Annotated in this window: 22 protein-coding genes and 2 pseudogenes; 23 read left to right on the top strand and 1 reads right to left on the bottom strand. The window is 45.2% G+C overall.

Annotation, left to right across the window (positions count from 1 at the left end; translation table 11 throughout):
- Positions 1 to 3 precede the first annotated feature (3 nt).
- The 12 genes and pseudogenes from OCV96_RS10090 (at position 4) to OCV96_RS10035 (ending at position 8,894) form a co-directional block, all read left to right on the top strand.
- Positions 4 to 342 (top strand): hypothetical protein, encoded by a 339-nt coding sequence (locus tag OCV96_RS10090; protein ID WP_262594424.1) that lies wholly within the window; start codon positions 4 to 6, stop codon positions 340 to 342.
- Positions 339 to 719 (top strand): minor capsid protein, encoded by a 381-nt coding sequence (locus OCV96_RS10085; RefSeq protein WP_262594423.1) that lies wholly within the window; start codon positions 339 to 341, stop codon positions 717 to 719. Before OCV96_RS10090 ends, OCV96_RS10085 begins: the two co-directional genes overlap by 4 nt.
- Positions 716 to 1,123: a phage tail terminator protein gene (locus tag OCV96_RS10080; RefSeq protein ID WP_262594422.1), complete on the top strand. Its 408-nt coding sequence runs from the start codon at positions 716 to 718 to the stop codon at positions 1,121 to 1,123. Before OCV96_RS10085 ends, OCV96_RS10080 begins: the two co-directional genes overlap by 4 nt.
- Positions 1,120 to 1,569 (top strand): phage tail tube protein, encoded by a 450-nt coding sequence (locus tag OCV96_RS10075; protein ID WP_262594421.1) that lies wholly within the window; start codon positions 1,120 to 1,122, stop codon positions 1,567 to 1,569. The genes OCV96_RS10080 and OCV96_RS10075 overlap by 4 nt, the downstream gene beginning before the upstream one ends.
- Positions 1,570 to 1,584: 15 nt before the next feature.
- Complete coding sequence (locus OCV96_RS10070; protein WP_262594420.1) at positions 1,585 to 1,881, top strand: hypothetical protein; 297 nt, start codon at positions 1,585 to 1,587, stop codon at positions 1,879 to 1,881.
- Positions 1,882 to 1,891: 10 nt separating this feature from the next.
- Positions 1,892 to 2,218, top strand: a pseudogene (locus OCV96_RS10065) (Gp15 family bacteriophage protein); the annotation flags it as partial.
- A 198-nt stretch (positions 2,219 to 2,416) separates the two neighbouring features.
- Entirely contained in the window at positions 2,417 to 5,077 is a 2,661-nt protein-coding gene (locus OCV96_RS10060) for a phage tail protein (RefSeq protein ID WP_262594419.1), read from the top strand.
- A 12-nt stretch (positions 5,078 to 5,089) separates the two neighbouring features.
- Complete coding sequence (locus OCV96_RS10055; protein WP_262594418.1) at positions 5,090 to 5,491, top strand: DUF6711 family protein; 402 nt, start codon at positions 5,090 to 5,092, stop codon at positions 5,489 to 5,491.
- 12 nt (positions 5,492 to 5,503) lie between these two features.
- Positions 5,504 to 7,288, top strand: a complete 1,785-nt coding sequence (locus OCV96_RS10050) for a hypothetical protein (protein WP_262594417.1) — start codon at positions 5,504 to 5,506, stop codon at positions 7,286 to 7,288.
- A gap of 5 nt (positions 7,289 to 7,293) precedes the next feature.
- The gene (locus tag OCV96_RS10045) at positions 7,294 to 7,506 is read left to right on the top strand and encodes a hypothetical protein (RefSeq protein ID WP_262594416.1); all 213 of its coding nucleotides are present in this window, start codon (positions 7,294 to 7,296) and stop codon (positions 7,504 to 7,506) included.
- Positions 7,490 to 8,191 (top strand): hypothetical protein, encoded by a 702-nt coding sequence (locus OCV96_RS10040; protein WP_262594415.1) that lies wholly within the window; start codon positions 7,490 to 7,492, stop codon positions 8,189 to 8,191. The genes OCV96_RS10045 and OCV96_RS10040 overlap by 17 nt, the downstream gene beginning before the upstream one ends.
- Before the next feature lie 13 nt (positions 8,192 to 8,204).
- Entirely contained in the window at positions 8,205 to 8,894 is a 690-nt protein-coding gene (locus OCV96_RS10035; protein WP_262594414.1) for a hypothetical protein, read from the top strand.
- An 11-nt stretch (positions 8,895 to 8,905) separates the two neighbouring features.
- Here the strand turns inward: OCV96_RS10035 and OCV96_RS10030 are convergent, their stop codons facing one another.
- A complete protein-coding gene (locus tag OCV96_RS10030; protein WP_262594413.1) occupies positions 8,906 to 9,202 on the bottom strand; it encodes a hypothetical protein in 297 nt (98 codons plus the stop codon).
- Between the two features lie 92 nt (positions 9,203 to 9,294).
- On the opposite strand from OCV96_RS10030, the gene OCV96_RS10025 reads away from it, so the two are divergent.
- The 11 genes and pseudogenes from OCV96_RS10025 to phoU all read left to right on the top strand — a co-directional run.
- The gene (locus tag OCV96_RS10025; protein WP_117467395.1) at positions 9,295 to 9,804 is read left to right on the top strand and encodes a hypothetical protein; all 510 of its coding nucleotides are present in this window, start codon (positions 9,295 to 9,297) and stop codon (positions 9,802 to 9,804) included.
- A gap of 121 nt (positions 9,805 to 9,925) precedes the next feature.
- Positions 9,926 to 10,270, top strand: coding sequence for a hypothetical protein (locus OCV96_RS10020; protein WP_262594412.1), 345 nt, complete (start codon positions 9,926 to 9,928; stop codon positions 10,268 to 10,270).
- Positions 10,271 to 10,288: 18 nt separating this feature from the next.
- On the top strand, positions 10,289 to 10,567 hold the full coding sequence (locus tag OCV96_RS10015; RefSeq protein WP_154495851.1) for a phage holin family protein: 279 nt from the start codon (positions 10,289 to 10,291) through the stop codon (positions 10,565 to 10,567).
- 1 nt (position 10,568) lies between these two features.
- On the top strand, positions 10,569 to 11,579 hold the full coding sequence (locus OCV96_RS10010) for a GH25 family lysozyme (protein ID WP_262594411.1): 1,011 nt from the start codon (positions 10,569 to 10,571) through the stop codon (positions 11,577 to 11,579).
- A gap of 140 nt (positions 11,580 to 11,719) precedes the next feature.
- On the top strand, positions 11,720 to 11,956 hold the full coding sequence (locus OCV96_RS10005) for a hypothetical protein (protein WP_262594410.1): 237 nt from the start codon (positions 11,720 to 11,722) through the stop codon (positions 11,954 to 11,956).
- A 376-nt stretch (positions 11,957 to 12,332) separates the two neighbouring features.
- Positions 12,333 to 12,836 (top strand): annotated as a pseudogene (locus OCV96_RS10000) (N-acetylmuramoyl-L-alanine amidase family protein); the annotation flags it as partial.
- Between the two features lie 118 nt (positions 12,837 to 12,954).
- On the top strand, positions 12,955 to 13,875 hold the full coding sequence (locus OCV96_RS09995; protein WP_118538320.1) for a phosphate ABC transporter substrate-binding protein: 921 nt from the start codon (positions 12,955 to 12,957) through the stop codon (positions 13,873 to 13,875).
- A 29-nt stretch (positions 13,876 to 13,904) separates the two neighbouring features.
- Positions 13,905 to 14,843, top strand: coding sequence for a phosphate ABC transporter permease subunit PstC (gene pstC, locus OCV96_RS09990; RefSeq protein WP_022312748.1), 939 nt, complete (start codon positions 13,905 to 13,907; stop codon positions 14,841 to 14,843).
- Positions 14,830 to 15,723, top strand: coding sequence for a phosphate ABC transporter permease PstA (gene pstA, locus OCV96_RS09985; protein ID WP_118504108.1), 894 nt, complete (start codon positions 14,830 to 14,832; stop codon positions 15,721 to 15,723). Before pstC ends, pstA begins: the two co-directional genes overlap by 14 nt.
- Before the next feature lie 26 nt (positions 15,724 to 15,749).
- Positions 15,750 to 16,508 carry a phosphate ABC transporter ATP-binding protein PstB gene (gene pstB / locus OCV96_RS09980; RefSeq protein ID WP_022312750.1) on the top strand — a complete coding sequence of 253 codons (759 nt, stop codon included), beginning with the start codon at positions 15,750 to 15,752 and terminating at the stop codon, positions 16,506 to 16,508.
- 30 nt (positions 16,509 to 16,538) lie between these two features.
- The coding region (gene phoU, locus OCV96_RS09975; protein WP_262594409.1) for a phosphate signaling complex protein PhoU at positions 16,539 to 17,104 on the top strand (566 nt) is incomplete at its 3' end.

Raw genomic sequence — 17,104 nt, 5'->3', positions numbered from 1 at the left:
TCCATGAAATATCCGTGTCTGGTGCCCAAAAGATTATGCAAGACATATATCTCCGTTGCGATAGATCAGGAAGGACTGAACAAATACGGGGAGCCATTGAAGCCGGTGGAATATTCTGGAAAATGTAACTATCAGGATAAAGCCAAGACTGTGCTGACATCGGAGAAGAAACTCATAGAGATTACAGGGACAGCATTGTTTCCCGGAGATATATGCCCGGAGCTTACGGTCATATCAGGAGGCAGTGCGGTGATATTCGGTGCAAAACGCAGGATTCTTGAGGGCCGTAAGGCGAGAAACCCGGATGGAACAGTCAACTATACGGAGGTGCTGCTGATATGATCAGTGTAAATTCTACAGTAAAACTGAATTTTCCGAAGATTCAACAGCTCACAAGAGCACAGGTGGTGGCTTTAGAGCAGACCGCTGAGGCGTTGCATACCAATGTAGTGCAGGCACAGGTGTTCCCAAGGGATACCGGCAATCTGCAAAACGAGAGCACTTTTGTTGATTATTCGGAGAGCAGCCAGGGAAAAGTCAGTATCATATCCAGCACACCCTATGCAAGACGGCTTTATTTCCACCCGGAATATCATTTCCAGAAGACGGAGAACCCGAATGCAAGAGGCGAATGGTATGAGGACTGGATCTCTGGGAAAAAATCAGAGTACTGCCAGAAAGCATACAAACAAATATACAGGAGGATTGCCGGATTATGATGTTATCGGATGTGCGGGATTATGTGGAATCCCTTGAACTGGCAGACCATGTATATATGGGAAGCCTGCCGGACAAGCAGGAGAAGTCCATCGGTGTTTATAACAGCAAACATCAGCAGGAGTATAAGACAGCATTAGGAGGACCACAGCTTGCATCTTACGGGACAAAATATGTCACCCTGTTGATTCACTGGAATAATTCGCCGAGAGAATCAGAAAAGGCAGCCATGACAGCATTTGATGCGGTGAAGGCTGCAAGAAATGTAACGGTCAACGATCAGTTGATAAAATTTATACAGCCTCTTTATGAACCACAGGATGTCGGAAAAGATGATGCCGGTATCTGCGAATGGGTCATAGAGATGGCTGTTATTTATGAGAAAGGAAAAGGTGAAAAAGAATGAGCACACCTATTACAGGAGTATATCCATGCTATGAAAACCAGTTCCAGATCAATGCGGCAGCAAGCGGTGTAGAAAAGAAAATGGTTGATATTGCGGACTGCGAGACATTCAGTGTATCTTTCGATAATGGAGTAGAGGAATGGCATCCGTTTACAGAAAAAGGATGGGTGAGACGCCTGCTTACCAGTAAGGGAGTTACCATATCCGTAACTGCGAAACGTAACGTAGGAGATGCCGGTAATGATGCTGTAGCAGCACTTGCGTGGGTAAACGGCCGCTCTGCAGAGAAAGATGTCCAGTGGACATTCCCCGACGGAACCGTGGTGCTGTTTGCCGGAGCAGTCGTGAACGTAAAGAACATTGGAGCAGGAGACTCTACAGCTGTGGCACCGTTGGAATTCGATATTATGAGCAATGGAAAACCTGAGATTACTCCCGCAGCATAAAAACAGGAGGCTATTATGGCAAAGAAAATCGTAGATATTACAGAAAAGCTGAGTTTTGACGAGAACCCGGTATTGAAGATTAAGGATGTTACCGTAGAAGTAAATTCCGATGCAGCCACTGTGCTGAAGATCATGGGTATTTTTTCGAAGGGTACATCAGCTAAAGAAGTGTTGGCGGTATATGAACTGATTTTTAATGAGAAGGATCGGAAAAAGATCGATAAACTGAATCTCCAGTTCAAGGATTTCCAGACAATCATCATGGCAGCAGTAGACATGATCACGGGAGACGAAGAGCCGGGAGAGCAGTGACCCGTACTATGATCTGATCGGAGATTACAGTCTGATCGTATCATCCTTCCAGGCGCAGTACGGGATTCGGCTGTCAAAAGAAATTGATACCATGAAGTGGGATGAGTTTAGGGATCTTCTTATTGGAATCGGACCGGAGACACCGCTGGGACGGATCGTAGCAATCAGGGCCGAGGAGGATAAGGATATTTTAGACCATTTTACTCCGGAACAACACAGAATCAGGAATGAATGGCGTGCAAACAGAGCAAAAAAGGTAGCACCTGATAATATGGCAGCAGTACTTGATCAACTGAAGAATGCGTTCATTTCTCTGGCAGGGGGCGATATACATTGAAAAAGTAGATAAGAAAAAAGTAGATAAGAAAAAAGTAGTGTGTCCTTACTGTGGGCATCCGGTGAATGCAATGCAGACGGAAGATGCACATTGCAGGGGAATTTATTTCCGATGTAAAAATAAGGACTGTAAAAAGATTTTTGAGTTGAAGTTATAAGACGCTGTGCCGATGTGCCTGTCTTAGAAGGCAGGCTGGTTATGAGTGAAGCTACAAGCGTTGGACAGATCGGACTCGATCTTGTTGTAAATAAAAAAGATTTTAATAAGCAGATGAGCGGCATCCAGAACCTTGCCACGAAAGTTAGCAAGAAACTGGCTGCCGCTTTTGCTGTAAAGAAACTCGTAGATTTCAGCGCAAAGTGTATCGAACTGGGATCAGATCTGAGCGAGGTGCAGAACGTTGTAGATGTGACTTTTCCTGCAATGTCAAAGCAGGTAGATAAGTTTGCACAGAATGCCTCAACAGCGTTTGGCTTATCCGAAACAATGGCAAAGAAGTATACAGGTACCTTCGGAGCTATGGCAAAGGCATTCGGATTTGGTGAACAGCAGGCATACGATATGTCTACCACGCTGACTGGACTGGCAGGAGATGTAGCATCCTTTTATAACATTACACAGGATGAAGCATACACCAAGCTGAAATCAGTATTCACAGGTGAAACAGAGAGCCTTAAGGATTTAGGCGTCGTCATGACGCAGACGGCCCTGGACGCTTATGCAATGGCAAATGGCTATGGTAAGACCACAGCAGCAATGTCAGAGGCGGAGAAGGTCGCACTACGGTACTCTTTCGTGCAAAGTAAACTTGCGACGGCATCCGGGGACTTTATGCGGACTTCTGACGGCTGGGCTAACCAGGTAAGGATCCTGAAATTACAGACGGAGTCTTTTATGGCGGCAATCGGTCAGGGACTGATCAATGTATTGACACCGGCTATCAAGGTGATCAATACATTGATGGGGAAACTGGTGCAGCTTGCGAATGTATTTAAGGCTTTTACAGAGAAATTTACAGGGAAAAAGGCGGATAATGTTGCTTCGGGAATGCAAGCAGCAGAGGCTGCTTCGGCAGGTGTCAGTGAAAATATCAATGCCGCCGGGAAGGCAGCAAAGAAATTGGGAGGATTACTGTCCTCAGATGAATTGGATTTACTGTCCCAGAAAACTGATACATCTGCGGCAGCAGGAGAAACATCTGGAATAGACATTGCAGGACTGCAGACCGCAACTAAGACAGCGGAAGAAAGTGCTGATAAAATCACGCAGAAATTTTCCGATGCATTCAAAAAGATTCCGAGTGTCAGGACATTTATTGATCAGCTCAATAATGGACTAAAGAAGATTGATTTTGCCGGTCTGAAAAAGAATTTTATCAGAGTAACGACACAATTACAGCCTCTGGCAAAGACAGCAGTTAAAAATCTTGAAACCATCATAGATCCATTGGGTGGATACATGGGGAACAGGATAGGAAATAAGATCGCTGTTACAGTTAAGTTGGTAGATATTGGACTGGATGGAATTGCTGGTTATCTGGAAAAGAACAGCAGTAAAATACAATCCTGGAGCGAGGATGTCAGCCAATCTATAGCAAACGGGTTCATCAATCTCACAGAGATTAATGAGCAGACCTACAATAACCTGCTGGGGGCACTGGATAAGGCAAGACCGGAAATCACAAAGGGACTAGAAGATATTCTGACAGGTTATAATGATTTCGGTATGTCCCTAGGGACGATCCTTGCAAGCGGATTTGATATAGCTACAGAGCACACGTCACAGTGGATGCAGGATAACCAGGAACTGCTGGAAGGTACACTGACAGAATTGTTTGAATTTGGTGGCGAATGCGCATCACTGGTCGGTCAGATTGTAGGAGATTTAGGAAATTCACTTACAGAATGGTGGGATTCCAACGGCAGCAGTGCTTTCGGCAACATAGTTGATGCCTGGAATGATATCAAGAAGACGGTTTTAGAACTGTGGAATGATATTGTGATGCCAGTACTGAATCATGCCAAGGAAGCGTTGCAAGAACTATGGGAAGAAAACCTCAGACCACTATGGGATAACATTCTTGAACTGATTAGTTCAGTAGGAGATTTTCTTGCAGCTACATGGAGCACAGTAATTAAACCAATTATCGGGTATCTGGCACCTACAATCAAGCAGGTGGCAGACATTGTGATAAACATCATGTGTACTGTATTCGCCACCGTGTCAGACCTTATATCCGGAGCTATGAAAATATTAGGGGGACTGTTGGACTTCCTCACCGGAGTGTTTACAGGCAACTGGAAAAAGGCATGGGAAAGCTTACAGAAAATTACGGATGGAATCTGGCAGGCAATATGGGGATCTATCAAGGGAGTATGTAATCTGATCATTGACGGTGTGAATGCAATGATTTCACTGATATATTCTACACTACGCAATGTGGTAAATGGAATCGGAAGCGTCGCAAAAAAGGCAGGAGATCTGGTAGGAAAAGACTGGGGGTTTGAGATGCCGAGTGATCCTCCGCAAATTCCAAAACTGTGGAATGGTGGATATGTCAAGGCAAACACACCTCAGCTTGCCATGATCGGTGATAACCGACATCAGGGAGAAATTGTATCACCGGAAGATAAGTTACAGAAAATGGCACTAAGCGCAGCACAGGCGGCAGCGGGATCGGGAGGATCCATATCTGCGGAAAAGCTGGATAAGATCATTACATTGCTGGAGACTATCATCAGAATATTGGCGTCAGGCAATACGATAGAAATCAATGGTGTAAAATTTGCGGAACTACTGAAAAAGATAAACAGGGAGTACTTTAAGGCAACTGGAAATTACCTGTTGCTGGATGTATAAGGAGACAGCAGGATGGCATTTCAGGCATGGTTATTAAAAGTGGGAGATACTGATATTTCAAAGTATGTAGATATTGAGACCTATAAGGTGAGTCCGGATCAGCGTGCAGATCTGGACTCTGACAGAAATGGTTTGAATATTTTATACCGGGAAGTTGCAGATCATTATACAACAAAAATTGAGTTCAATACGATTCCACTGGAAGCATGGGAAATGACAGAATTTCTACAAGCAATGGAAAAAGCGTACATAAAGGAGAAGGAAAGAAAGGTTATTGTAACTTATTTCGATGTAAATACCGGAGGATATAAATCGGGAGAAATGTATGTACCAAATTATACAGTAGAGACAAAAAGTTGGAATGGCATGGAATTATGGTATAAGCCATTACGTGTTGCGTTCCAGGAGTATTAAGAGGGAGAGGAAATGATAGATTATAAATATAAAGATTTTTATAATGACACATCTGTCTCCAAAAAAATGCAGATTGAATGTAGTGATGGAAGTGTGCTGAATGAGGAGGACTGGAAAGGTGAAAGCGCAGAACTCACAGAGAGACTATGCTCAGAGAGTGAAATAAGTTTTGGCAGATGTGAGGCGAGTACTTTCAAATTGAGGGTCAGGGAACGGGTAGTACCTCTTGCAGGGAAAAAGATATCAGTATCAGTAACATTGGAAGGAGTCGATGAGGCTCCTTTTATGATGGGAGTTTATAAAGTGGATTCTGATGTACCTACGGCAGATAGAAGATATCGGGATATTGTGGCCTATGATGCCATGTACGACCTCCTGAATGCAGAGGTAGCTGGGTGGTATAACAGCCTGACATTTCCAATGACGCTTAGACAGTTCAGAGATAGCTTTTGTGCTTATGTCGGTGTGGAACAAGAAGAAATCACACTGGTCAACGATGATATGGTGGTAGAAAAAACTATCGATCCGGGAGAGCTCCCGGGGAAAACGGTTATTGAATCCATCTGCGAGATTAACGGATGTTTTGGGCACATCGGTAGAAATGGAAAACTGCAGTATGTGGTGCTGGAACAGATGATCGAGGGTCTGTACCCCGCGGATGATCTGTATCCGGCAGATGACCTTTACCCTGCAGATCCGATGGGAACAGCGGAGGTATCCAGGAGCAATTATATCTCCTGCCAGTATGAGGATTTCATAGTTCAGCACATTGATAAGTTACAGATTCGGCAGGAAGAGAACGACATCGGTGCTATCTCCGGTACTGGCAATAACTGTTACATCATAGAGGACAACTTTTTGGTGTATGGAAAGTCTGCGGCAGAACTGCAAACTATAGCCGATAATGTGCTGAGTGTAATCGGTGTCGTATGGTACCGTCCGGCACAGGTGGAAGCCCGCGGCAATCCCTGCCTGGAGGTAGGGGATGGCATCTTGTTGCACACGACTCGGGAGACCATTTATACCTATATCCTGCAGCGCACATTAAAAGGCATACAGGCACTTCGTGACAGCTATACGGCGGAGGGCGAGGAATACAGGACCGGACAGGTCAATGGCATTATGAAGTCCATCATCCAATTGAAGGGTAAGTCGAATGTCCTTACCCGGACAGTGGAAGAGACCCGGCTGGAAATGAAAGATATCGAAAATGACTTATCTACAGAGATAAAAGTGGTAGCAGGAGAGGTTGAATTAAAGGTATCGAAAGATAATCTTATTGCAGAAATAAATCTGACACCGGATAAGGCACTGATCAAGGCTGAGAGGATAGATCTGGTCGGGCTTGTAAATGCAGATGAGATGGTGATCAAGTACGCGACCATCGAAACCTTGAATACTACCAAACTGGAACTAAACAACCTGATTGCCACCAAGGCAACCATCGACTCTCTCAATGCCGTCAGTGGCCGCGTAGGATTACTGGAGGCGGATCATGTGACTACATCTGATCTGTCAGCCGTATCAGCCCGTCTGAGCAACGTGGAAGCCAACTATATCAGCGCCAGCACTGTAAAGGCAGACTACATGGAGGTATCCAACTGGACATCCTCTGGGGTGATTAAAGCGGACAGAATCAGCGCTGCGACTATCGTAAATAAGCTATCAAGCGTTGATCTGGTCAGCGTAAGAGCAATGGGTGTCAGCGGGTACATGAATTATAAAGGTACAGTAGTTGCGTGGAGAACAAAAACCATTAGTGGGACTGTTATAACTTATTTGGGACCGGAGGATTAAGAGATATGAGCAATTTAGAAATCAAGGAATTTAGTCAGGCAATCGCAAATTTTGTAGAAGCATCTCCGTTGCCGGAGGAAGTTAAGCGCATGGCATTGCAGGAGAATTTGGCACGACAGGAACAGAAAGCCAGGGATGCATTGATGGCAGAGATTGCGGCCAGGGATGCTGCCGAGGTTGCAAAACAGGAGGTGAAGCAGGATGCAGAGAGCGTATGACTGGGAAGAGGATTACTGGGAGAATAAACCATCTATCAAAACAGCATTAAATAAGACCAACATGGACAAGCTAAGTAATGCGACTCGCATTATTGACGAGCGTGTGATTACACTGGATCTGACTAAGCTGTCAACTACAGAGGCTAATGGGATGATCACGGGAATTACCATTAATCAGGATAATGGCGATATTACGGTTACTTATTATTCTGGAGCAACCAAGGTATTACATACCCTGATGGCACAGATTGCCATCAACTTCGGCTATGATCCGGTTACCGAGCAGCTTATTATCTACTTAAAAGATGGAACAGAACAGTACATAGATATGTCTGCACTCATCACGCAGTTTGAATTTTTAGACTCGGATACTATTTATTGGACCATCGGGAAAGATGGCAAGGTAAAAGCTGATATAAAGAAAGGGAGTATTACGGCGGATAAGCTGCAGCCGGATTACCTGGCGGATATTACCGTACAAGCAGAAACGGCAACACAGCAGGCATCTGCGGCGGCATCATCTGCAGCACAGGCCAAGATAGATGCGGATCGAGCAGAATCGTATGCAAAAATCACTGAACCTAAGTTCTATCTGGATGAAACCACGATGAACCTTTATATGAAGGATGGCGCAGGAGTGGATTTTGTAGTAGTTGATAATGTTTTATATTGGAAGGTAGCATAAGGAGGACAATGACATGGCAGCACCGGAAGGTTACAATGCTCTCGGAAAAATCGGAATATCTTACAAAGGAGATTACGACTCCAATACCACATATGAGCGACTGGACGCGGTTGAACATAACGGCAGTACATATCTGGCTATTAAAGATGCTCCGGACGGAGCTCCCAGGGATGATAAGGTAAACTGGATCTATCTGGCCAAAGGGTTCAGCGGTGACATCGGAGATTCCGAGATCACTTTTACCGAGGCAGAGAACCGCGAGAACATTAATACGGGCGAGAGCGTAAAGACGGTCTTTGGCAAGATTAAAAAGTTTTTTGCGGACTTGACCGCACCGGCATTTGCACAGATGATCACCACAAAGGAGGATCTGTTAGCTACCAAGGCTACCGGATATGTGCCGGATGCCAAGGCGGTAGCAGATGCATATACTGAGTTAAATGGCAAGTTAAATAATTTTTGCCAATTTTATAATAGTACTGGAACGCTAGGTGTTGCTCTTAAAGAATATTCTGTTAATTTTGTTCTAAAATCACCATTCATACTTATAGTTGGTGCCAGTACTGGCTCATATTTAGTATTTGGTTATTGTGGTACGTCAGGATATTATGCAGGAATCGCCACTGAAATGACTGGATCAAATAAATTATTTACTTTTTACGCAAACGATAGAGGAAACACACCTTCTTTTTCAGAAAAATAGTTTATAATATCCTAATCAGCTATATATGAAAAGCTCGCAGAATAATAGCGTTCAGTTGACACATATAACATTATTATACCATTTGATTTATCAATATATAGCATATGGTTACCACCGTCAGAATCAGCCGCATTCGCTCTAACATATGCGGTTTTAGGATAATATACTTTTGCAATCCTACCAATAATTAATGATCCACTTGACTGTTCGGCTGTAATTTGCACTCCAAAAGTTATAAATACTCTATTACCAATTTTTGTAATGGTATTATCTGTATTTCCCCATGATGTGCAGTTAGCCAATGACAAATCAGAATCATTTTCAAAGTTGCTTAACTTGCCATTTAACGAAGTAAATCAGATGGCGGGCGCAGCCACAAGAGCGCCAGAAAGGAGCCCACATGGGTTACATTAAATTTAAAAATAAAGAGACCGTACAGAAGGTCATAGTATCTGAAGAGAGTCCTCATGTGATCAGAATCACCGGAGACAATCTCGTTGTAAATACTGACGGCTTCAGTCTCTATCTGGACGAAGATTGCAAATATCCGCTCGATAATGGTGAGTATGAGGCATACAATACTTTGTTCCGAGAAGGTGACGGCTGGTATGAGCTGTCCGATGACGGATCTGTCTATGTTGAGCCGGTTGCACCGGTGCAACCGGAGCCCACAGAGGAAGAACTGGCAGAAATGGCCAAACAGGAACAAATCCGACAGGTAACAGCACAGATCAATGACTTGAAGGTACAGATTGCTGCAAGCGACTATAAAGTAATCAAGACCTACGAGTATTCTCTGCTGGGAGAGCAGGCGGAATACGACATGGAAACAGTCCATGCTGAGCGACAGAATCTCCGGGATCAGATCAACGCACTGGAGACGCAGCTGACAGAATTAACAGCAGAGTAGGAGGCTGCCAATGAGAGCAAGAGACGGACCCGCGTAATTACATAGCAACCATTGAGCCAAGAGCCGATTACTTCCCTGCCGGGAGGTGACCGGCTTTTATATTTGAGTGAGGTGCGGCAACATGAACGAAACCGAAATGGAACATCGGCTTACAGAGGTAGAATCCAGATCAAAATCCAATACTCATAGGATTGATAAGTTGGAGAGAGTGACGGAAGAAATCCACACCATGTCAAACACAATGATTCAGTTGGTGGAGGAAGTAAAACACACCAACGAGACGGTATCAAGCTTGGATCAGAAGGTTGAAAAGATGGACAGCCGAGTGGATGATATGGAGCGTGCTCCTGGGAAAGAGTGGAGTAATGCAAAGAGAACAGTTTTTAATACCATTGTTAGCGGACTTATAGGAGCTATAACTACAGGACTTATCTGGGCTGCGGTACGGGCATCCCAGATGTTTTAAGAAAGAGAGGATAACATTATGGATTTATCATTTTTATTGCAACTCGTAGACCCCATCATTTTGGGAATCTGTCTGCTGACAGGTTATGTGCTTAAGGAGGCATTTGACAAGTTTCCCAACAAGTTTATTCCGCTTGCATCCCTGAGCATGGGAACCATCATTGCAATCATTATCCACCTACAGGCCGGTATCAATGCAGAGGTTGTATTGGGCGGAATGATCTCGGGACTGGCTGCCACCGGCATGTATGAACTGTTGAGGAATCTGCTGGACTTTGACGGAAAGAAGGAGGAGTAACATGAAACAGGCATTATATAAAGGACCGGACATTTCCAAACACAACGGAAATGTCAACATAAAGAAGGTGCGCGATGCAGGATACAAGCGTATCGGCATTCGGGCAGGGTATGGTAAAAATAACGTTGATGAGAAGTATGTCAGCAATGCGCTTGCATGCGTAAATCTGGGAGTTTTAGCTATTATTTACTGGTTTTCCTACGCTTTTTCTGAGCTCATGGCAAAAAACGAAGGGGACTATTGCTGTGATCAGGTCGAGAAATACTGGGAAAAATGTCCTGTCGCATATGACTGCGAATATGACACTGTACGCTATGCCAGAACTAAGGGGATAAATATCACAAAAGATCTGGCAACGAATATGGCCATTGCGTTTTTGTCGAGAGTAAAGGAAAGAGGACACGTCCCGGTGATTTACACTAATCGGGATTACCTTAAAAATTACTTTGATATGGACAAGATTGTGGCAACGCTGGGAAAGGTGTATGTGTGGTATGCTAGGTACGGAGTGTCTTTGAGCGAAGCTGAACTGAATCTGGCCGATATCTGGCAGTATACGTCCTCTGGAGTTGTGCCTGGAATCAGTGGCAAGTGTGATATCAATATTTTTTATACAGACTTCGAAATGGTGTCAGTACCGGCGGAGCGTGAGGAAGTATGTAACATCAACATCCAGAACTTCCAGGAAGCTGCAAATGCAGATGGGTATCGGGATGAACAAGGGAGAAAGCTGGTCGAAGATGGCAAAGATGGTCCCAATACTCAGTATGTGCGGCGGCAGATCTGCCTGCAGGCGAAGAGAGTCGGGCTGATCTATAAGGTTGGCTCCACAGGAGCGGTAGTTAAGTGGTGGCAGACACGTTGTAACGAGATCCTTGGCGGTAATCAGGACACTGATGGCAGGTATGGCAAGACTGCCAGAACGGAGACAATCAAGCTGCAGAAAAAGCTTAATCTCACAGCCGATGGTAAGGCGGGATATAACAGCCTGCAGGCGGCATTCTATAATTGACGGATCAGCAGAAGGTATGGTACTCTGAATTTAACCCATAGAATCCTTGTCATGGGAGAAAGGACGAAGAACAAGAAGGGGTGTTCTTCGTCCTTTTTATATTAACTGGCAAGTTAGGTAACTATGGTAATGATATAGTTATGGGAAAATTATTATCAATAAATGATAACTATATATTGGATTTATTTAAAAACGCACCTGTCAATTATAGTCCAACTTTTGGGCAATTAAATATAGGTGGTCCCATAGTAGCATATATCATGCAAAAGCATTCAGATTATTATGGAGGTGCTGTTATAGTATTTGGTTATAATAATCTAAGACCTATCTATTATCACATTGGAAATGACACAATAGATGCAGAATACTATTTGTAATCAAAGTATAATTACTGATTAATCTATAAGATATTTTATCTAAATATTATTGTAAAACTTAAATTAGTTATCATTTTAGCCATCCCATAGGTGGCATTATCAGGAGTACACGTAAACGAAAATCCACAATTAGTTTTTACAGATACATTACATTTAGATAGTACGTTTCCAAAACTGTCAAAGTCCACTCTGTTCAATTTAATTTCATAATTTGTGTTTTTTGTGACGAACGGTAATGGTACATATGCAACAACCAATTTATTGTCAAATGCATATCCGATTATTCCAATGATATTACTCAGAGTAATACTATTACCAACCGACTGATCTATTAACTTGCCATTTACTATACAAACATAAAAATAATAGTAGCCGTATTTCCGGTCACGGTGGTGCGAACCCCGGGGCCACCTATAATGGAAGAAAAGAAAGTGAGGATGCGCTGGCACTGACACTGGCGGTGGGAAGCATCTTAGAAGAAAACGGAGTGGATGTGTATTACACCCGGACCACAGATATCTATGAGTCCCCCTATCAGAAGGCACAGGAGGGAAATGAGGTGGGAGGAGATTATTTTGTCTCGATCCATCGCAATTCCAGTCCTTATCCGAACCAGTACAGTGGAGTGGAGAGTTTAGTCTACAACCGCTATGGAGCGGCAGCCAGGATGGCGTACAACATCAATGCCGGACTGGAGCAGGTGGGGTTCGTAAATCTGGGAGTGAATGAAAGACCGAATCTGGTGGTGCTCAACAGCACAAATATGCCGGCTGTGCTGATAGAAGTGGGATTTATCAATACGGATGCGGACAACGAACTCTTTGACAGCCGGTTTGACGAGATCGCCCGGGCTATTGCCGACGGCATTCTGGAGAGCATCTGATTTTACCTAATTCTTACAAATAAATTACCGGACTGTGATATTATGTGAATTTCCCCCATGTTAGTATGATTGCGTAATCAAGAGAAAGAAAAACAAAAACATGGAGGACATTATTATGAGAGTAAGACACAGCAAATTATTAGCTCTGATCGGAGCAGGAATATTAGCAGTAACCGCATTGGTTGCATGCGGTAACGGTGATGCAGCCACAGCACAGCCTTCCGCAGTAGAGAGCAGCGCAGCAGAAAGCACTGTGGCAGAGAGCAGCGCAGCAGCACCTGCTGAGACCACCACAGATCTGTCCGGCAGCATTTCCATGGTAGGAAGTACTTCTATGGAGAAATTAGCCAATGCACTGAGCGAAGCTTTCATGGAAGAACATCCTGATGTAACTGTAACCGCTGAATTCGTAGGATCCGGTGCGGGTATTGAAGCTGTTACCAACGGAACCACAGATATCGGTAACTCTTCCAGAAGCTTAAAGGATGAGGAAAAGGCAGCAGGCGTTGTAGAGAACGTAGTAGCTATCGATGGTATTGCAGTATGTGTAGACCCTGCTAACGAAGTAGCAGATCTGACCAAAGAGCAGTTGACCAACATTTACAATGGCACAGTTACCAACTGGAAAGAAGTTGGCGGTGCAGATGAGCCTATCATCGTGATCGGTCGTGAGGCAGGTTCCGGTACCAGAGGCGCGTTCGAAGAGCTGGTTGATCTGGTAGACGGCTGCAAATATGCAAACGAACTGGATAGCACCGGTGCTGTGATCGCAAAAGTGGCATCTACTCCCGGAGCTATCGGATACGCTTCCCTGGATGCACTGGATGACAGTGTTAAGGCACTTTCCCTGGAAGGTGTAGAAGCTACCGCAGAGAATATCAAGGCCGGTAACTATTTCCTGAGCAGACCCTTCGTAATGGCTACCAAGGGTGAGATCTCCGAGCAGAACGATCTGGTACAGGCATGGTTCGATTTTGTACTGGGTGACGAAGGACAGCAGGTTGCTTCCGAAGTTGGTCTGATCACAGTAAAATAATAGCCCGACACAGAAAAAGGAAAAAAGCGATGAATAGTGGAACACACGCTTCCGTAATGGGAAACAGAAAAAATAGAGCGGTCGTTGAAACTGTGGCACAAATAGTATTTACCATTTGTGCCTTCTTCGCCGTACTGGCGGTAGTTTCTATCACCTTATATATGATCATCAGCGGTACCCCCGCTATTATGAAAGTAGGTCTGGGAGAGATCCTGTTCGGCACGGAATGGATGCCAACGGCGGCAGATCCGAAATTCGGTATTCTGTGGGTTATCCTGACTTCCATCGTCGGTACGACGCTGGCTATCCTGCTTGGTGTGCCCATCGGCGTGCTGACGGCAGTATTCCTGGCAGAGGTGGCACCCAGACCCTTAGCTGCCATTGTAAAGCCTGCGGTAGAGCTGTTAGCTGGCATCCCTTCCGTTATCTACGGACTGTTAGGAATCTACTTACTGAATCCTCTCATGTATAAATTAGAAAGACTGATCTTCCAGGGATCCACGACACACCAGTTCACCGGCGGTGCAAACCTGCTGTCAGCCGTGATCGTACTGGCGATCATGATCCTGCCCACTGTGATCAATATCAGTGAGACTTCCATCCGGGCGGTTCCTGCAGGAATCAAATCCTCCTCTCTGGCCCTGGGAGCCTCCCATGTACAGACTATTTTCCGCTCCATCCTTCCGGCAGCAAAATCCGGTATCGTGACGGCTATCGTTCTGGGAGTGGGACGTGCCATCGGCGAGGCTATGGCGATCACACTGGTATCCGGTAGCAGCGTCAATGTGCCGTTGCCATTTAACTCCGTGCGATTCCTGACCACAGCTATTGTCAGCGAGATGGGATATTCTTCCGGACTGCACAGACAGGTGCTGTTCACCATCGGACTGGTGCTGTTTGTATTTATTATGATCATCAATATCGTATTGAATAAAATACTGAAAAAGGGGGCGGATGACAATGAATAAGGACACCTTATATGTAAAAAGAAAACGCCCCACAGACATGCTTTTGCTGGCAGCCATTTATGTCTCTGCCACACTGGCGGTGGCACTTTTACTGGGAATTATCCTGTATGTCTTCGTAAAGGGCATCCGCACCGTTAACTGGGCATTTTTAACGACGGTGACCAGTGCCAGAAAGCAGACCACCGGTATTGCGGGCAACCTGTTGAATACCCTGTACATCATCGTGATCACTCTGTTGATCGCGACCCCCATCGGCGTGGGAAGTGCCATTTATCTGAATGAATATGCAAAACCCGGCAAGCTGGTCTCCATCATTGAGTTCACCACGGAGACACTGTCCGGTATTCCTTCTATTATTTTCGGCCTGTTCGGTATGATCTTTTTCGGAGAGACTTTGGGCTTCGGCTATTCACTGCTCACCGGTTCCTTTACCCTGACATTGATGGTACTGCCCCTGATCACAAGAAATACGCAGGAAGCATTGCGCACCGTGCCGGACAGTTATCGTACCGGTGCGTTGGGAATGGGATCCACGAAATGGCATATGATCCGGACGATCCTTCTGCCGTCTTCCATGCCAGGTATCGTCACCGGTATCATTCTGGCACTGGGACGTATCGTGGGAGAGTCTGCGGCTCTGTTGTTCACTGCGGGAAGCGACTACAAGCTGCCGAAGTTCACCGGAGTTTTCGGAGACAATCTGGCAAAGCTGGCTCACAAGGCCATGGAGTCTGGTGGTACTCTGACCATCGAATTGTATTTACAGATGCAGAAGGGACAGTATGATAATGCTTTCGGTATCGGTTGTGTTCTGATCATTATCGTATTGATCCTGAACCTCCTGACCAAGCTGGCGGCGAATAAGCTGAGACGAGAGTAAGAGAAATCACAAGAAGGAGAAAATATATGGCTAACAGTAAAATATCCGTGGAAAACTTAAATCTCCATTATGGAGAGAACCACGCACTGAAAGATGTAAATATGGAGATCGCAGACCACGCCATTACCGCATTTATCGGTCCCAGCGGCTGCGGCAAATCTACTTTTCTACGTTGCCTGAACCGGATGAATGACCTGGTGGACGGCTGCAGAGTCGAAGGAAAAGTAATTCTGGATGGAGAGGACATTTACGATAAGCGGGTGGATACCACATTGCTTCGTAAAAAGGTCGGCATGGTATTCCAGCAGCCCAACCCTTTTCCCATGTCCATTTATGACAACATCGCCTACGGTCCCAGACTGCACGGCATCAAGAATAAAAAGGAACTGGATGAAATCGTGGAGCGTTCTCTGCAGGGTGCCGCTATCTTTGAAGAGGTAAAGGATCGCCTGCACAAATCCGCGTTGGGACTGTCCGGTGGACAGCAGCAGAGACTGTGTATTGCCAGAGCACTGGCAGTATCTCCGGAGGTACTTTTGATGGATGAACCCACCTCCGCACTGGACCCGATCTCCACGCTAAAGATCGAGGAACTGATGGAGACACTGAAGAAAAAATACACCGTGGTCATCGTAACCCACAATATGCAGCAGGCAGCCCGTGTGTCGGATGACACCGCATTTTTCCTGGTAGGGGAAGTCATAGAGAAAAATGCAACCTCCGAGATCTTTGCAAGACCTCAGGACAAACGGACAGAAGACTACATCACCGGACGGTTTGGATGATTTTGGATGAGAAGATAGGAGGAATGGGAGATGTCACCCAGAGTATTATTTGAACAGGATCTTGAGACTTTGAAAAATAAAGTATCTGAGATGGGAGAGCATGCGGAGATCAGTTATGACCGTATGGCGTATGGAATTCGTGAGAACAAAGAAGACATTCTGAAGACGCTGTTGAATACAGATCATACCATGGTGGATATGCAGCGAAGTATAGAAGCTATGTGTCTGAGCCTGCTGACCAGACAGCAGCCGGTGGCCAGAGATATGCGTCTGGTATCCGCAGCGCTGAAAGTGGTACCGGATATTGAACGGATCGGAGACCATGTGGCAGATATTGTGGAACTGTACCTGCGTATGGGCAACATGAATCCCGAAGGAAAACAGGAACATCTGTTGCTGGAGATGATGGAAGAAGCCAAGGAGATGATCCACAATTCGGTGGAGGCATTTGTGGAAGGTGATGAGGCAAATGCAAGAAAAGTAGTAGAACATGATGATGTGGTAGATGATCTCTTCAACGAAGTCAAAACGGGAATGATGCAGGCTATCAGAGAGCAGAGCCTGGATGCGGATCGTGTGGTGGATTATCTGATGAT

The organism is Waltera acetigignens (genome assembly GCF_025567015.1).
GTDB lineage: Bacteria > Bacillota > Clostridia > Lachnospirales > Lachnospiraceae > Acetatifactor > Acetatifactor acetigignens.
This window is presented reverse-complemented; position numbering and strand designations above follow the sequence as displayed.

What these genes read in the sequence shown, in the direction of transcription:
- OCV96_RS10075 (WP_262594421.1), top strand. Translation starts at nt 1,120, where the DNA reads ATGAGCACACCTATTACAGGAGTATATCCATGCTATGAAAACCAGTTC.
- OCV96_RS10010 (WP_262594411.1), top strand. Translation starts at nt 10,569, where the DNA reads ATGAAACAGGCATTATATAAAGGACCGGACATTTCCAAACACAACGGA.
- pstB (WP_022312750.1), top strand. Translation starts at nt 15,750, where the DNA reads ATGGCTAACAGTAAAATATCCGTGGAAAACTTAAATCTCCATTATGGA.
- OCV96_RS10020 (WP_262594412.1), top strand. Translation starts at nt 9,926, where the DNA reads ATGAACGAAACCGAAATGGAACATCGGCTTACAGAGGTAGAATCCAGA.
- OCV96_RS10085 (WP_262594423.1), top strand. Translation starts at nt 339, where the DNA reads ATGATCAGTGTAAATTCTACAGTAAAACTGAATTTTCCGAAGATTCAA.
- OCV96_RS10055 (WP_262594418.1), top strand. Translation starts at nt 5,090, where the DNA reads ATGGCATTTCAGGCATGGTTATTAAAAGTGGGAGATACTGATATTTCA.
- OCV96_RS10080 (WP_262594422.1), top strand. Translation starts at nt 716, where the DNA reads ATGATGTTATCGGATGTGCGGGATTATGTGGAATCCCTTGAACTGGCA.
- OCV96_RS10035 (WP_262594414.1), top strand. Translation starts at nt 8,205, where the DNA reads ATGGCAGCACCGGAAGGTTACAATGCTCTCGGAAAAATCGGAATATCT.
- OCV96_RS10090 (WP_262594424.1), top strand. Translation starts at nt 4, where the DNA reads ATGAAATATCCGTGTCTGGTGCCCAAAAGATTATGCAAGACATATATC.
- OCV96_RS10050 (WP_262594417.1), top strand. Translation starts at nt 5,504, where the DNA reads ATGATAGATTATAAATATAAAGATTTTTATAATGACACATCTGTCTCC.
- OCV96_RS09995 (WP_118538320.1), top strand. Translation starts at nt 12,955, where the DNA reads ATGAGAGTAAGACACAGCAAATTATTAGCTCTGATCGGAGCAGGAATA.
- OCV96_RS10045 (WP_262594416.1), top strand. Translation starts at nt 7,294, where the DNA reads ATGAGCAATTTAGAAATCAAGGAATTTAGTCAGGCAATCGCAAATTTT.
- OCV96_RS10025 (WP_117467395.1), top strand. Translation starts at nt 9,295, where the DNA reads ATGGGTTACATTAAATTTAAAAATAAAGAGACCGTACAGAAGGTCATA.
- pstA (WP_118504108.1), top strand. Translation starts at nt 14,830, where the DNA reads ATGACAATGAATAAGGACACCTTATATGTAAAAAGAAAACGCCCCACA.
- OCV96_RS10040 (WP_262594415.1), top strand. Translation starts at nt 7,490, where the DNA reads ATGCAGAGAGCGTATGACTGGGAAGAGGATTACTGGGAGAATAAACCA.
- OCV96_RS10005 (WP_262594410.1), top strand. Translation starts at nt 11,720, where the DNA reads ATGGGAAAATTATTATCAATAAATGATAACTATATATTGGATTTATTT.
- OCV96_RS10070 (WP_262594420.1), top strand. Translation starts at nt 1,585, where the DNA reads ATGGCAAAGAAAATCGTAGATATTACAGAAAAGCTGAGTTTTGACGAG.
- pstC (WP_022312748.1), top strand. Translation starts at nt 13,905, where the DNA reads ATGAATAGTGGAACACACGCTTCCGTAATGGGAAACAGAAAAAATAGA.
- OCV96_RS10015 (WP_154495851.1), top strand. Translation starts at nt 10,289, where the DNA reads ATGGATTTATCATTTTTATTGCAACTCGTAGACCCCATCATTTTGGGA.
- OCV96_RS10060 (WP_262594419.1), top strand. Translation starts at nt 2,417, where the DNA reads ATGAGTGAAGCTACAAGCGTTGGACAGATCGGACTCGATCTTGTTGTA.